At 55.5% G+C, this 13,609-nt stretch carries 13 protein-coding genes and 2 pseudogenes; 7 read left to right on the top strand and 8 right to left on the bottom strand.

All coding sequences use genetic code 11. The features are described 5' to 3' along the window. The first annotated feature begins 294 nt into the window (after positions 1-294). The 3 genes from E8E68_RS19180 (at position 295) to E8E68_RS19170 (ending at position 2,838) form a co-directional block, all read left to right on the top strand. Positions 295-1,209 (top strand): LysR family transcriptional regulator, encoded by a 915-nt coding sequence (locus tag E8E68_RS19180; protein WP_266031902.1) that lies wholly within the window; start codon positions 295-297, stop codon positions 1,207-1,209. Between the two features lie 105 nt (positions 1,210-1,314). Then, positions 1,315-1,698 (top strand): nuclear transport factor 2 family protein, encoded by a 384-nt coding sequence (locus E8E68_RS19175; RefSeq protein WP_197898951.1) that lies wholly within the window; start codon positions 1,315-1,317, stop codon positions 1,696-1,698. Between the two features lie 69 nt (positions 1,699-1,767). After that, positions 1,768-2,838 carry a maleylacetate reductase gene (locus E8E68_RS19170; RefSeq protein WP_266031901.1) on the top strand — a complete coding sequence of 357 codons (1,071 nt, stop codon included), beginning with the start codon at positions 1,768-1,770 and terminating at the stop codon, positions 2,836-2,838. A gap of 57 nt (positions 2,839-2,895) precedes the next feature. Here the strand turns inward: E8E68_RS19170 and E8E68_RS19165 are convergent, their stop codons facing one another. Continuing rightward, positions 2,896-3,810 carry a LysR family transcriptional regulator gene (locus tag E8E68_RS19165; protein WP_266031900.1) on the bottom strand — a complete coding sequence of 305 codons (915 nt, stop codon included), beginning with the start codon at positions 3,808-3,810 and terminating at the stop codon, positions 2,896-2,898. Positions 3,811-3,966: 156 nt separating this feature from the next. On the opposite strand from E8E68_RS19165, the gene E8E68_RS19160 reads away from it, so the two are divergent. Further along, positions 3,967-4,839 carry an intradiol ring-cleavage dioxygenase gene (locus E8E68_RS19160; protein ID WP_266031899.1) on the top strand — a complete coding sequence of 291 codons (873 nt, stop codon included), beginning with the start codon at positions 3,967-3,969 and terminating at the stop codon, positions 4,837-4,839. Between the two features lie 60 nt (positions 4,840-4,899). After that, positions 4,900-5,205, top strand: a complete 306-nt coding sequence (locus E8E68_RS19155) for a Dabb family protein (RefSeq protein ID WP_004576104.1) — start codon at positions 4,900-4,902, stop codon at positions 5,203-5,205. Positions 5,206-5,348: 143 nt separating this feature from the next. Here the strand turns inward: E8E68_RS19155 and E8E68_RS19150 are convergent, their stop codons facing one another. The 4 genes and pseudogenes from E8E68_RS19150 to E8E68_RS19135 all read right to left on the bottom strand — a co-directional run bounded on the left by E8E68_RS19150 (position 5,349) and on the right by E8E68_RS19135 (position 9,786). Further along, the gene (locus tag E8E68_RS19150; protein ID WP_266031898.1) at positions 5,349-6,707 is read right to left on the bottom strand and encodes a carbohydrate porin; all 1,359 of its coding nucleotides are present in this window, start codon (positions 6,705-6,707) and stop codon (positions 5,349-5,351) included. 216 nt (positions 6,708-6,923) lie between these two features. After that, on the bottom strand, positions 6,924-8,387 hold the full coding sequence (locus E8E68_RS19145) for a sugar porter family MFS transporter (RefSeq protein WP_266031897.1): 1,464 nt from the start codon (positions 8,385-8,387) through the stop codon (positions 6,924-6,926). A gap of 267 nt (positions 8,388-8,654) precedes the next feature. Then, a pseudogene (locus tag E8E68_RS19140) lies at positions 8,655-8,782 on the bottom strand (OprD family outer membrane porin); the annotation flags it as partial. Between the two features lie 113 nt (positions 8,783-8,895). Continuing rightward, positions 8,896-9,786, bottom strand: a pseudogene (locus E8E68_RS19135) (LysR family transcriptional regulator). 102 nt (positions 9,787-9,888) lie between these two features. On the opposite strand from E8E68_RS19135, the gene E8E68_RS19130 reads away from it, so the two are divergent. Continuing rightward, entirely contained in the window at positions 9,889-10,332 is a 444-nt protein-coding gene (locus E8E68_RS19130; RefSeq protein WP_110743175.1) for a cupin domain-containing protein, read from the top strand. Positions 10,333-10,373: 41 nt separating this feature from the next. Here E8E68_RS19130 and E8E68_RS19125 read toward each other — a convergent pair whose 3' ends face one another. Further along, positions 10,374-10,679 carry a winged helix-turn-helix domain-containing protein gene (locus tag E8E68_RS19125; RefSeq protein ID WP_266031896.1) on the bottom strand — a complete coding sequence of 102 codons (306 nt, stop codon included), beginning with the start codon at positions 10,677-10,679 and terminating at the stop codon, positions 10,374-10,376. Positions 10,680-10,920: 241 nt separating this feature from the next. After that, the gene (locus E8E68_RS19120; protein ID WP_266031895.1) at positions 10,921-11,286 is read right to left on the bottom strand and encodes a LysR family transcriptional regulator; all 366 of its coding nucleotides are present in this window, start codon (positions 11,284-11,286) and stop codon (positions 10,921-10,923) included. 150 nt (positions 11,287-11,436) lie between these two features. Between E8E68_RS19120 and E8E68_RS19115 the strand changes: the two genes are divergently transcribed. Further along, a complete protein-coding gene (locus E8E68_RS19115) occupies positions 11,437-12,537 on the top strand; it encodes an alkene reductase (RefSeq protein WP_280343784.1) in 1,101 nt (366 codons plus the stop codon). 130 nt (positions 12,538-12,667) lie between these two features. Here the strand turns inward: E8E68_RS19115 and E8E68_RS19110 are convergent, their stop codons facing one another. Then, positions 12,668-13,591, bottom strand: a complete 924-nt coding sequence (locus tag E8E68_RS19110; RefSeq protein ID WP_108078684.1) for a LysR family transcriptional regulator — start codon at positions 13,589-13,591, stop codon at positions 12,668-12,670. Positions 13,592-13,609 lie beyond the last annotated feature (18 nt).

Here is a 13,609-nt window from a genome sequence, read left to right as displayed (position 1 = left end):
AAAAGCGAACGGTGTTCGCGAAGCACGAAGCTCCATCCAGGTGAATACCGCCCACGGGAAGCTGGGTAAGGCGTTCAGGAAGATGAGAGTTGTTGAGGTCGAGCAACAAGAAGGACGAGCGGAAGCCTCGGAACGGCTGACCGCGAAAATATGAAGTGCACGAAGCTTGGGCTTGGCGTCTCATGGTTTGTACCAATTCTTGTTTTTGTGACGTTGAGGTGAGTCTAATTTCTCCCATGGAAGGAAAAAACCCGTAAGATCGGGATACAGCTTCCCACCTAGCGGGAGAATCGCGTGGATCCGTTCAAAGAAGTCGAGTTTTTTATCCAAGTGGCCGAGGCAGGCAGCATCAGCAAGGCAGCCGAGCGACTTGGATTGTCTGTCTCTGCGGCAAGCCGGCACCTAATCGCTTTGGAAACGAGGTTGGGTGTTCGCCTTGTGCAGCGCACAACAAGGCAACTGTCACTCACCGAGGTGGGAGAGGAGTTCTACAGGCGCACCAGGTCTGTGATGGCAGACCTGAAAGAAGCCGAGAGCGTGGCCAGGGACGCGGTAGTGCAGCCACGTGGTGTGCTCCGGGTTACTGCCTCCCTTTCATTCTGCCTGCTTCACATCGAACCGCTGCTTCCTGAGTTCACTCGGCGCTACCCCGAGATCAGTGTCGACGTGATCGCTGCCAACCGATACCTGGACGTGATGGAAAACAACGTAGACGTCGCCATCCGCACCAGGCAGTTCGAAGCAGATAACAACCTCACGATCAGGCGCCTGGCAGAAACCCGTAGGATCCTCGCCGCCTCCCCCGCTTACCTCGAGAAGAACGGCACTCCCAAGCATCCGATGGATCTTATCCGCCACAAAATGCTGGTCTACGACTATGCGATCAACCCGACCGAGCTGCCATTCAAGCGGCGTGATGAAAACGCGACAGTGAATGTGAGATCTTTCATTTCTGCCAATGACGGCCAGTTTGTATTGAAGGCAGCACTCGATGATCTCGGGATTTTGATCCAGCCGAAATACATCGTGCAGGATCACCTGGAGCGTGGAGAACTCGTCTCGGTGTTGGACGACTGGGATCTTCCACGCCTCACCATGAACATCGCCTTTCAGACACGCCGGCACATGCCTGCAAAAGTGCGGCTGTTCATTGAAGCCTTGGCGGAACGGTTCCGGAAAAACGACTACGAGCGCCTTTGGACTAAGTAGGCAGTTTTTCACAGGTGAAATAAAGATTTCCCGGAAATCGGTTTTTAACCGATAACGGTAAATATACGCTGACCCGACCACGCACAGGATTCAGGTCAGCCCAGCATGATCCACATCACCGAAGAGATCAGATCTCACATTCATGATCTGGAAGGTCGTCGATATCGCGCCATGCTTGAGGGCGATATCGATACCTTTATCGCCCTCTCCCACCCGGGCCTCACCTATACCCACTCCACAGGTGTCGTCGACTCGCTGTCGAGCTACGTGGCCAAGTGCAGGGACGGCTACTACCAGTACCTCAACCTCGACGTCCCAATCGACAACATTCAAGTCCTCGGCAACGTTGCGATTGTGCATGGTCGAATGGCCGGTGAGATCGTAGCCGGCGGCACACACAAAACGCTGAATAACCGGACCCTTTCCATATGGGCGTCATTGGGTGGCGAGTGGAAGTTCCTGGCCTACCAGCCCACCCCGATCAAGTAGCGCACCGTAATTCATCTGCAGCGCTCAGCCTGCTGCCATTTGCAGTCAACAACAATAGGACTAGAACCCGTGGCTATCGCGAATTTCACCTACACCGGTCTTCCTTCCCGCGTCATCTTCGGAAAAGGCTCTCTTCAGCAACTCGAAGCTGAAATTGATCACCTGGGATCGCGCCGTGCGTTGGTACTCTCGACTCCAGAACAGCGTAGCCAGGCAGAACGCATCGCCGACATCTTGGGCTCTCGCGCTGCCGGCATCTTCGACAAAGCCGTCATGCACGTCCCAATTGAAACTGCTCGAGAGGCCCGCCAGGTCGCTCAAGAACTAGGGGCTGACTGCGCAGTGGCCATCGGCGGCGGCTCTACCACCGGCCTGGGTAAAGCGATTGCCCTGGAATCCGGCCTGCCAATTCTTGCTATCCCGACCACCTACGCCGGTTCGGAGATGACCTCGGTTTATGGCCTGACTGAAAACGGCATCAAGCGGACGGGCAAAGATGTGCGCGTTCTGCCGAAGACCGTCATCTATGACCCTGAGCTGTCGGCGACTTTGCCAGTCGAACTGTCCGTAACCAGTGGTATGAACGCCATCGCGCACGCAGCAGAAGGTCTGTACGCACAGGACGGTAACCCTGTGATGTCGCTCATCGCTGAAGAAGGCATCCGCGCAATGGCCGAAGGCCTGAAGCTGATTCTCGAGAATCCGGAAGATCTGGATGCTCGCTCGGACTGTCTGTACGGCGCCTGGCTGTGCAGCACCGTCCTGGGCAACGTCGGGATGGCGCTTCACCACAAGCTCTGCCACACCCTGGGCGGCAGCTTCAACCTGCCTCACGCACCAACGCACACTATCGTGCTGCCGCACGCTATTTCCTACAACTCAGAAGCAGCACCTGATGCGGCTGCCCGCATCGTTCGGGCCCTGGGTGGGAAATCTGCCTCGGCAGGCCAAGCGCTGTACGACCTGTCCAAGTCCTTGGGTGCGCCCCTGGCGTTGAAATCCTTGGGCGTCAACGAAGCCGACATGGATCGCGCTACTGAAATTGCGCTGGCCAACCCTTACTGGAACCCTCGCCCAATCGAACGTGGTGCGATCCGCGAGCTGCTTCAGAACGCTTATGAAGGTAACCGCCCAGTTTAAGTTGCGGATTTGCCTTAACCCACTCAATCCTCGTGCGGGGGGTTGAGTGGGTCTTTTTTACCTCGTCCAATACCGCTCGTAGCCTTCCTTCTTGAAATGCTCTAGCAGGAAATCGATGAACAGTCGGGTCTTCGCAGGCATGTAGCGACGATCCTGGAAGGCAAGGTTGATCGTCAATCGCGGCAAATCCCAGTCATCAAGAACAGGGAGCAATCTGCCGGCAACCAAGTCGTCGTAGATGATGTACTTGGGCTGCACCAAAATTCCTGCACCGGCAAGCGCCGCAGCTCTAACTATCTGCCCGTCGTTCGACTCCATTGAAGGCTGAATCTTGACCGAAGCCCTCTCCTCCCCCTTGGTGAACTCCATCGAGTTGGGATGATTGGCGTGGCTGTAAATAAGCAGGTCGTGATTCTCGAGGTCGGCCACTGTTTTTGGATACCCACGTTGGGCCAGGTATGACGGTGATGCTGCAAGCACTCTCCGTGTTTCCGCCAAGCGCCGAATCGTGATGTTGGAGTCAGCCTCAAATTCTCGGGTACGAATAGCGAGGTCAATCTCGGTATCCATGATGTCGTAGTACCGGTTGGCACCGATGATCTTCACCTTGATACCTGGGTACAGACGCTTAAATGCCGGCACCAGAGGCGCTAGGTGGAGCATGGAGAAGGAAATCGTCGCCGTGATAGTCAGGGTACCGGTGGGCTCGACCAACGCCGCATTCACCGATGCTTCGGCCTCAGCCCATTCAGCAAGCAAGGCCTTACAACGCCCGTAAAAATCATGCCCCGCGTTGGTCAACGCTAAGCGCCGAGTATTTCGGTCGACCAGACGCACTCGAAGCCGACTCTCGAGCGCTGCCAGGTGTCGGCTCGCTGCAGCATTGGAGATGTCCAATTTTTCAGCGGCCTTGCTCAGCGTTCCCAGCTCTGCTGTTTGAACGAAGAGCTCTATCTCGGTGTAGCGATCCACGGGATGCCTCTCAGTTTTTCACAGGTGAAACAAAGAATTTCATTGTCAGTATTTTATTCCACTGGGAAGCACTTTAGCGTAGTTACACCAATTCGAAAATGCTGGGGAACCCCCCGACATCGCCGATTACAAGAAAGAAGGAACCAGGGGCAACCAATGAGAAATCTGGACGAACACACTATTACCCAGGCCGTTTTGACTCGAAACGCCAACGCTGATGACGCGCGCCTGCGCGAGATCATGACCAGCCTGGTTCAGCACCTTCACGCTTTCGCTCGTGAGACAAAACTCACCGAGCCCGAGTGGGAGAAAGGCATAGAATTCCTGACCGCAGTGGGCCAGATCTGTTCTCCGACGCGCCAGGAATTCATCCTTCTCTCGGACACGCTGGGCCTGTCCACCCTCGTGACGGCACAGAATCACAAGAAGCCAGACGGCTGCACTGAAGCCACCGTGTTCGGCCCATTCCACGTGCAGAATGCCCCGCAGTACGATCTCGGCGCCGACATCAGCGATGGTTTGCCGGGCGTGCCGTGGTATGTGCGTGGCTCGATTAAGGACATCGATGGGAACCCAGTGCCTCACGCAGTCATCGAGGTATGGCAAGCTGACGACGCCGGCTTCTACGATGTCCAGAAACCCGAGCTCGGCCAGGAGACCTATCAGGGCCGCGCGGTGCTGCAGGCCGACAGCCAAGGCCTCTACCACTTCAAAACCATCGTTCCTGAGTGCTATCCGATTCCCCACGATGGCCCGGTAGGCAAAATGCTGCAGGCGCTAGACCGCCACCCGTGGAGACCGGCGCACCTGCACTTCATGATCATCTCGCCGAACCATGAGCGCCTAGTAACCCACGTCTTCCGTGAGCAGGGTGAGTACCTAGACTCCGACGCCGTATTCGGTGTCCGCTCTTCGCTCATCGCGGACTGGGTGGAGCATCAGCCTGGCCTCGACCCCTACGGCCAACAAGTAGATTCCCCGTACTACACCCTCGACTTTGACTTCGTTCTGAACCCAGTCACCCGATAAGAAATTCCACTACAGCCCGAGCACGACTGCTCGGGCTTTGCCCTTCTCTGGAGCACCAACATGCAACCTGTAAAACACATTGTCATGTGGAATTTACGCGGTGACAGCGAACAAGAACGCACCGATAACATTCACAAAGTGAAGAGCGAGTTCGAGTCGATCCGACACGAGATCCCAGGCCTCAAGCTTCTCGAAATCGGTGTCGACTTCAGCAAAATCGACTACGCATGCCATGTCGTGCTGTATTCGGAGTTCGAGTCGGTTCAGGCGCTCCAGGACTACGCAACCCACCCCGCCCACATCCGCGTGAAAGAGGCCCTGGGCAACCTGCGTACCCATCGGTACCAGGTCGACTACGTAGGCTAAACCCACGTGACAGGAGCCCGTCCAATCAACGGGCTTTTTATTGCCTGTTGGTTCTCTACATGCAGCCTCATGTGACACTGCTCACAACTCGTAGCCCAAAAAAAGCCCGACATTGATGTCGGGCTTGGCGCTCTTGAATCGGCTTAGAACTTAACCGCCATCTTCAAGCCTGCAACCACTGCACTGTCGACCTCATCCACACCACCCGGGTGACGGATGTATTGAAGGTTCGGCCTGAGGGTGAGCCAAGGCGTTACGGCAAAACCGTAGTAGATCTCGGCATCGTATTCGGTATCACGGACGGGCATGAACGCCGGGTTTTCGAAGTTATTGATGCCCGCGAGCTGGTTAGTGAGGCTGGCGTGCTTGGCGACCGCTGGGTTGACGTGGATACGTGCGACGCCGAAACCGAAGTCGTCCTTCGGACGTGAGTCGAACGGGCCCTTATACGAAACACCTGCCTGAACGAAATTGTCGACCAAGTTGGTTTCCTTATCGTGCATTGTGGCATTGAAGAAGACAGACAGACCGCGATCAGTGGAGCCACCGCGAGACGTCAGCTGTTGCTGGATGACTATCCATGAGCCGTGCTTGCTGCCGTGGCTCTGGAATGCTCCGCCTGAGACCGGCTGTGGCTGGCCGTCGGCGCCGTCGAAGACATCGTCAGCCTTCGCATTGCTGTAGTAATACCCGGCTCGATATTCGCCTGGCAGGCCATTTACCTTCGGTGTCCAGACCAGCTCTACAGGGAACAAGGCCCCCTCAGCACCACTGCCGCTTAGCTTGAAGCCATTGCCGGTCTCAAGGTAGGAAGAGTTGACCTCAAAGGCCCCCACCTGCGCATAGACCTCTGGCGTGATCTTGTATTTCACACGCGCAGCCCACTGGCTTACAGGCCAGTTGTACCAAACGGAGCCCGCCCAGTTCGCCACCTGGGCACCGCAGAAGGCGTTGTTCTGGAAATCGCAGGGGAAGGTGTTGAAGTCCTCACCTTCGCCGAAGCGCCCGAATTTCACATCGAGGTCACCGTCCAGAAGCTCCTGGCTCAACCACATTTGCGTAAGGCGCCAGGTCTGACCTCGACCATAAACCTCTTGGGTAGAGCTGAGCATGCCGGCACGAGGATCTCCGATGCGGTCGCCTGCGAGATTACGGCCACTGCGCTCGGTGACCATCAACTGGAATTTGGCGCCCTGCCATCCAGCGAGCTTGTTCAAGTCCAGCGTTGTGCCCAGAGCAACCTGGTCGGTGTAACGCGCTGTCTTGTCCTTATTGTACCCACCATGCAGATTTGCTGCTGCCTCCCCCACATACTCAACGGTGAAGTCTGCCCCTTTGTCATGGAGCTCAGAACGCAGACCTCCCCAATCACCAGTCATATAGTTTGAGGCATCAAATTTTTCATCTGCCCTAACATGATCCGATATCAAGCCGATCAAACCCAAAACTGAGACGCCAAGCAGAACACGTGGATTTACGGGATGAAGATAAACGACTGACATACACTCTCCTACTTTTATTATTTTAACAAAGTGCAAGCTTATTAAGCAGAAGCTTCACTGCTTCAATCGCACGCGGACGAGCGTACCTCCATGCACTAGGCATCGAAGCGCGCAATTAGAATTAGGTTTTTAGATATTGGAATGAGACCAACTGGGGCTTAATCAAGTGATGCTACCGTCCTGGTAGCATCACTGTGAATCAACTACCTGATCAGATCACCACGAAGCACCGGCAGTGGCCTTCACTCTGGCCTGTTCTCCCAGGCTGGCCTTGCCCCCAAAGCGGCGCTCCATGAGTCGCTCAATCTCTTCCAGGGAAAGACCCTTCGTTTCTGGAACGAAACGCATACAGAAAATGATCGAGAAGACGTTCACCACAGCGAATAAAAAGAAGGTCATGCCGCCGAAGTAGTTCAGTGCAATTGGGAACACGAACGCAACGATGGCGTTGAAAATCCAGAACAGTCCGACCGCAATACCATTCATGACACCGCGAGAGTGAGTCGGGAAGATTTCAGACATCAGAACCCAGTACACCGGGCCAATGCACATTTGCATGAAGAAGAGGAAGACAAGAATACCAGACAGCGCCAGGTAGCTCTGAGTGAGAGAGCCCGGCATGAAGTTGATAACGACGCCCAGGAAGATCTGAGTCAGAACTACGACAGCGAGCCCCAAGAGCAGCATCGGGCGACGGCCCATCCGGTTAATGGCCCACATGCCGATCATGCATGCAACGACAGAGATCACGCCGTTACCGATGGTTGCCACCAGAGCAGCGCTGGTGCCCATACCAGTAGCCTTGAGGATGCTTGGCGTGTAGTACATGAAGGCGTTGACACCGGTAGCCTGAATCACGAAGCCCAGACCGCTACCTACCAGGAGCAGCTTGATCAGCCATGGCTCACTCAGCTTGCTAACGATGCTGGTATGAGTACGCTCATAGCTGCACTGCTCGACGATTTCTTTAACTTCTTGGTCAGTCTCTTTCTCGGTGTCACGCAGACCGAGAAGCACTTTTCGGGCCTCATCCACGCGGCCTTTGGTAACCAACCAGCGAGGAGAAGTCGGAACGAAGTTGGTGCCCATGTACAGCAGCGCTGCTGGTATCAAGGCAATCGCCAGCATGTAGCGCCAAATGGCAGGGTTTTCGAAAAGGTGGGCCAGGATGGCACTGGAGATATAGGCCAGACATTGACCAGAAACGATCATCAGCTCACTCTGGCAGACTAGGCGGCCTCGATGCTTCGGGCCTGCGAGCTCTGCAATGAAGACTGGAACAATCGAAGATGCACCACCGACAGCGATGCCCAGGGCGAAGCGAATCATGATCATGGCCCAGATGCTTGGGGCCAGGGCGCTACCAATTGCACCGAAAGCGAACAGCAGCGCCAAGAGCTTGAGAACAAGCAGACGACCATAACGATCAGCTAGCTGACCAGCAGCGAACGCACCTACTGCACCACCGAAAATCAGAGAAGATGCAACCGCACCTTCAGTGACTGGTGTCAGACCGAGTCCACCTTCACTCGGATCTAGGGTCATGAATGGGAGGGCACCCGAGATCACACCCGTGTCGTAACCGAAGGCGAGAGAACCCATGGTTGCGATGGCCGCTACGCGCCAGAGGATCTTGGATTTTTGGCTAGGCAAGGCATGGTCGCCAGGTTGCATGAGCATCTACCTTTTTTAGATTTATGGAGTTGGTAGTGGCAGGCTATCCGCGCTACATGCAAAAAAAAACAGGCGAAAGGGAAATGTGTTTTTCTGGCATGAAATTCTGGGGGAAGATGCGCGGTCATTATTTCACTAACCCCCGATCTCAACCGAGTACAAGGTGATGCGATTTAGCGCTTGGGTGCACCGTACCGGAGCTACATTCACATGCTGCATTGGCTGAGCAGGCCCCATCAAAGTCCGCTTGAAGACGCCCGCTTGGAGGAGCGTTTACAGCAAAGACAAAGGGTAGGAGATGCTCAATCGATTCTCATCAAAGCTGGAGTTGGTGCCCCAGTTTCGCCGGAGGGGGAGTTGCGCCATTTGACGCTGCGAACCTTCAACGACCCTGACTGAATCGGCAAGATCAAAAAACCCATTGGTCTGGCTCAAGTGCTCGAGGACGGCGAAGTCCGGATGAAGTTTTTCGGACGCTGATGAGCTGTCGGAAATGCAGACGTCACGGCCGCAACTATTCCCTGCGCAGCGCGTCCAGGACTACCCTGAACGCCGCCGTTTGCTGTCGGCGTGTGGGGTAATAGAGGTGATAGCCAGGGAACATTTCTGACCAGTCCGCCAATACCTCTTCAAGCGCGCCGCTGTTGAGGTATTCCTGCGCGTGCGCATCGGTAACCTGGGCCAGCCCGACCCCAGCCAGACAGGCATCGAGTATCTGCAGCGAGCTGTTCATGATCAGGGGCCCTTGCACGCGAACACGAAACTCGCTGCCATCGCGGGTGAACTCCCATGGATAGACGCCGCCGTGCGTAGGCAAGCGCAAGTTGATGCAACGATGGGTTATCAGCTCTTCAGGTCGCCGGGGTGCGCCGTAACGCTTCAGGTAGTCGGGTGAGGCTAGTGTAACCATGCGCATGGGCGGCCCAATGGGCACAGCCACCATGTCGGCATCAATGATCCCGCCCAAACGTACACCCGCGTCAAATCGGGCGGCAACGATGTCAGTCAGACCATAATCCGTCATCAATTCAATCGCGATATCTGGGTAGGACTCAATCACGGGTCGCAGCTTTGGCCAAAGCACGTGCCGGACGGCGTACTCGTCGGCAGTAATGCGCACCGTCCCTGACGGGTGTTGCCCGAACGCTGACAGCGCACCAAGGTGACCATTGATTTGATCCAACAGTGGCGCGATATCGCGTAGTAATCGGTCCCCCGCCTCCGTTCACGTGACGCTCCGGGTGCTGCGGGTGAGGAGCCGAACGCCGAGACGCTCCTCCAGGCCCCGTATCGTCTGGCTAACGGCTGAGGGTGACACACCCAACCATGCCGCCGCCCGGGTGAAATTGCGCTCCCTGGCCACCGCCACGAAGACCACTAGATCGCTCAGATTGCCTGTCTTCATTGTTAAGCTCAGCTTCAAACCGACTTCTGGATTTTGCTAATTATCGAATTAAACCGCGCTCGGTACAGTTCCCTCAATCCGTTTTCGAGAGATTTGACCACCATGACAGATAACAGGCTTCCCAACGCCGACATGCAAATTCACCGTGCTGGCTCGACCAAGGCGATCCAAGGGCCTGCTGAGTGGTTCACCGGACGCGTGCGCATTGACTGCGTCTTCACCGCTCCAGCCCCTGCGCGCATTGGTATTGCAGTGGTCAACTTTGAGCCGGGCGCTCGTACTCACTGGCACAGCCACCCTCTCGGCCAAGCCTTGCTGGTCACCGATGGCGTAGGTTGGACGCAATGCGAAGATGGGCCTAAGACCGAGATCCGAACCGGCGATCTTATCTGGTGCAATTGTGGCCGACGTCATTGGCACGGTGCGACCGACACCACGGCATTGCAGCACATCGCGATCAATGAGTTGCTGGAGGGGAAGGCAGTGGATTGGCTGGAGCCGGTAAGTGATGACGTCTTCCTGGGCAGCGCTGCGAAAAAGGACTGAGCCAAAACAAGGCGTTGCTTATTCCGGCCTGGAGAAACAGATCATGAATGCTCGACCAGCCTGAGGCCTTTACCACGGTGCGTTTCGATGACAGCAGTGGAACCCAATAGTCGCAACGTTTTACGCAGGTAGTTGAGCTGCACTTCTATGCGCTTGGTTCCCGGGTCGAAATTAAAACCCCACACATCCTTGAAGATACTTTGGCGGCTGACAATATGATTGGCGTTAATGACGAGAAGCGAGAGCAACCTAAAGGAGGTACCCTTGACTACAACACGCTTGTTTTTACAGATCGCTTCCCGTTTAAGGGCGTTCAGGTTCAGGTCAGCGTAGGCAAGATCATTCATGGTAGGAGGTATGGCTCTCATGCAATCCCATCACCGGCAGTTACGCCAAATACTCACCACCTACAAGCCTTCATCGAAACGAACCGCTTGTTAACATTCGCTGACCCGCAGATGCACAAGCCCAGGTGTGATGCAGCCGACAATACCCCCGATCAGCCCTGTGCAACTATTGCAAAAATGCGCCTGACCGATTCATTTTATGAATCGATCAGGGCGTTTAGGGGCGACGCTGGGTGTGCACTCAGCGAGGCGAGGCTGAGAACTTACCAAGTGCTTCACCCAACAGGCTCAACGAGCGCTCGAGGTGCCCGGCAATCGCGTTAGCGTGCGAAGTGGCGTGCAATTGCCTGCCTCGTCGGACAAAAAGTTCATCACCAAAAAACGTTCTTAGATCCCTGAGCGTATTGCTAATAGCAGGCTGAGTGACACCGAGCATAAGCGCTGCACAGCTCGCACTTTTCGAGCGGTGAACAACCATGAAAACGACCAACTTATTAAGATCAAGGCAACGCAGGCGGATGGGGTCAAAATCGGTACGCACAGTAGACAATCGAACTTCCCTCAGCAGGCGGCGGTTCTCATCAGGACGGCTGGATATACACCGCATTTCAGGCTACAGGCGGTGAACCCGCAGGACAACGCCTTATTCTGGAAGCTGAGTCCATAATGCCTGGAATCGGGGAGCAGTTATCAGCAGCGATATCCCGCGTATATTTCCCTGATCAGCGCATCGGAGCGCTCCCTAGAGAGGATCCTAATGAGCATGCTTTTCACGCCCTATACCTTGTCAGGCCTCAGCTTGAAAAACCGCGTGGTCATGGCCCCCATGACGCGCGCACGCGCCGAAACGACAGTTCCCGATGACCTGACTGTGCTGTACTACCAGCAGCGCGCTGGTGCCGGACTGATCATCACCGAAGGTGTACCCGTTTCGGTGCAAGGGCGGGGATACCTGTTCAACCCTGGGTTGTATACGCAAGAACAAGTCGAAGGATGGAAAAGGGTCAACGCAGCCGTTCACCAGAAACAGGGCTGCATTTTCGCCCAGTTGTGGCATGTGGGCCGTGTATCACACACCACCTTGCAACCAAACGGTGAAGCGCCTGTCTCGTCGAGTGCGAAGCTGGCAGCTAACTCCAACGCATACGCCTACGATGAAAATCATCAGCCTGGCCCGATCCAGGCCAGTAAGCCGCGGGCCCTGACGGTCCCTGAAATTGCTGACATCAAAGGCGATTTCGTCCGTGCTGCATGCAGGGCGATGGAAGCCGGATTCGACGGTATTGAAATCCATGGCGCCAATGGATACTTATTCGAGCAGTTCATCAATCCAACTGTGAACGACCGTACTGATGAGTATGGAGGCTCGATCCAAAATCGAATCAGGCTTCTCCTCGAAACCATCGATGCAGTCGCGGCAGAAATTGGCCGAGAGAAAGTGGGCGTACGTATCTCCCCATTCGGACGGCTTTTTGACATGGCGCCATTTGAAGATGAAGCCGAGACATGGGTAACGGTTGCGGCCGAGCTGCAAAAGCGAAACATCGCGTATGTGCATTTGAGCGACCAACTGACCATCGGTGCGGAACGGATGCCTGAAGGATTCGCCAAGCAATTCAGAGCATCGTACCGAGGCACGCTCATTGCGGCGGGAGGGTTTGATCGCGAATCCGCTGAAGCCGCTCTGGAGGCGGGCGAGCTCGATTTAATCGCCTTTGGCCGCCCCTTCATCGCCAACCCTGATCTAGTTGAGCGCATGAAGAATGGCTGGCCCCTTGCCACTCCTGACCGTGAGACGTTCTACGGCAACAGTGGCGAAAAAGGATATGTCGATTATCCATTCTACAACCCAGCCTGAAGAGCATCTGCGCGCTGAACCTGCCTGAGCCCAGTCCCTGGCCGTGGTGGCATGCGTCGGCCAACACGCACGCTGCGAACAAAAAGGCGACCTCAACGTGGGTCGCCTTTTTCATATAGAAAGTCACGCATCATCTGTCAGGACGGAAAATTTTCGAGTCCCGTTGAGCAAGTTCGAGGAGCGCATCGACGATCATCCGCACCTTGGGCTGAATGTAGCGCGTACGCGGCCAGATGACATGGATTGGCATTTCAGCCCCCTCATACTGCTGAAGGACGGGAATCAAGAGGCCTTGCTCGATCTGATCATGAACGAGCCACGTTGGAAGTTGCGCCAGCCCTCCCCCCGCAAGTGTCATCTCCAACAACATCTCTCCATCACCCATCTCGTGCTTCACGCATACCTCTTGCTCGCTGACATGCCCTTTGTCATCCAGCAGCATCCAGGTTTTTCGAGTGCCGTTTCGCCAACCGACTATACAGTCGTGAGACAGTAAATCTTCTCGGGTCTGCGGGACACCGCGCCGCTCAAGGTAACTGGGTGTGGCGCAAATCAGCAAGCTCTGGCTACCGAGCTTTCGCGCGACAATCTCCCCGTCATCTTTGAGCGTTCCAATCCTTACCACCAAGTCGACCCCCTCATTGATGATATCGACAAGCCGCTCACTAAAGCTCACTGACAGATCAAGCTTGTGGTATCGAACCGAAAGATCAATCAGTGTCGGCAAGATGTGCCGGCGGCCAAACGCAGCGGGTAGATCGACACGCAGCCGACCAACGGGCTCCTGCTGGCCGGTGGTAAGGAAACTTTCCGATTCTGCCAGCTCGTCAATTGCCCGAAGGCAACTGGCGAGAAATGCCTCTCCTTCACTCGTCAATATAAGACGCCGAGTCGTGCGATGCAGAAGCTTCACACCGAGTCGGGCCTCCAGGCGAGTAACACTTTTACCCACTGCAGAGCTGGTCACTCCCAGTTCCAGCGCTGCTGCAGTAAAGCTGAGCGTTTGAGCTGAGGTGACAAACTCCCTGATTCCGTCAAACGTGTTAACCGCCATTATGGAGCCCCGAGCTGA

The organism is Pseudomonas sp. BN607, assembly GCF_029871175.1.
Taxonomy (GTDB): domain Bacteria; phylum Pseudomonadota; class Gammaproteobacteria; order Pseudomonadales; family Pseudomonadaceae; genus Aquipseudomonas.
This window is presented reverse-complemented; position numbering and strand designations above follow the sequence as displayed.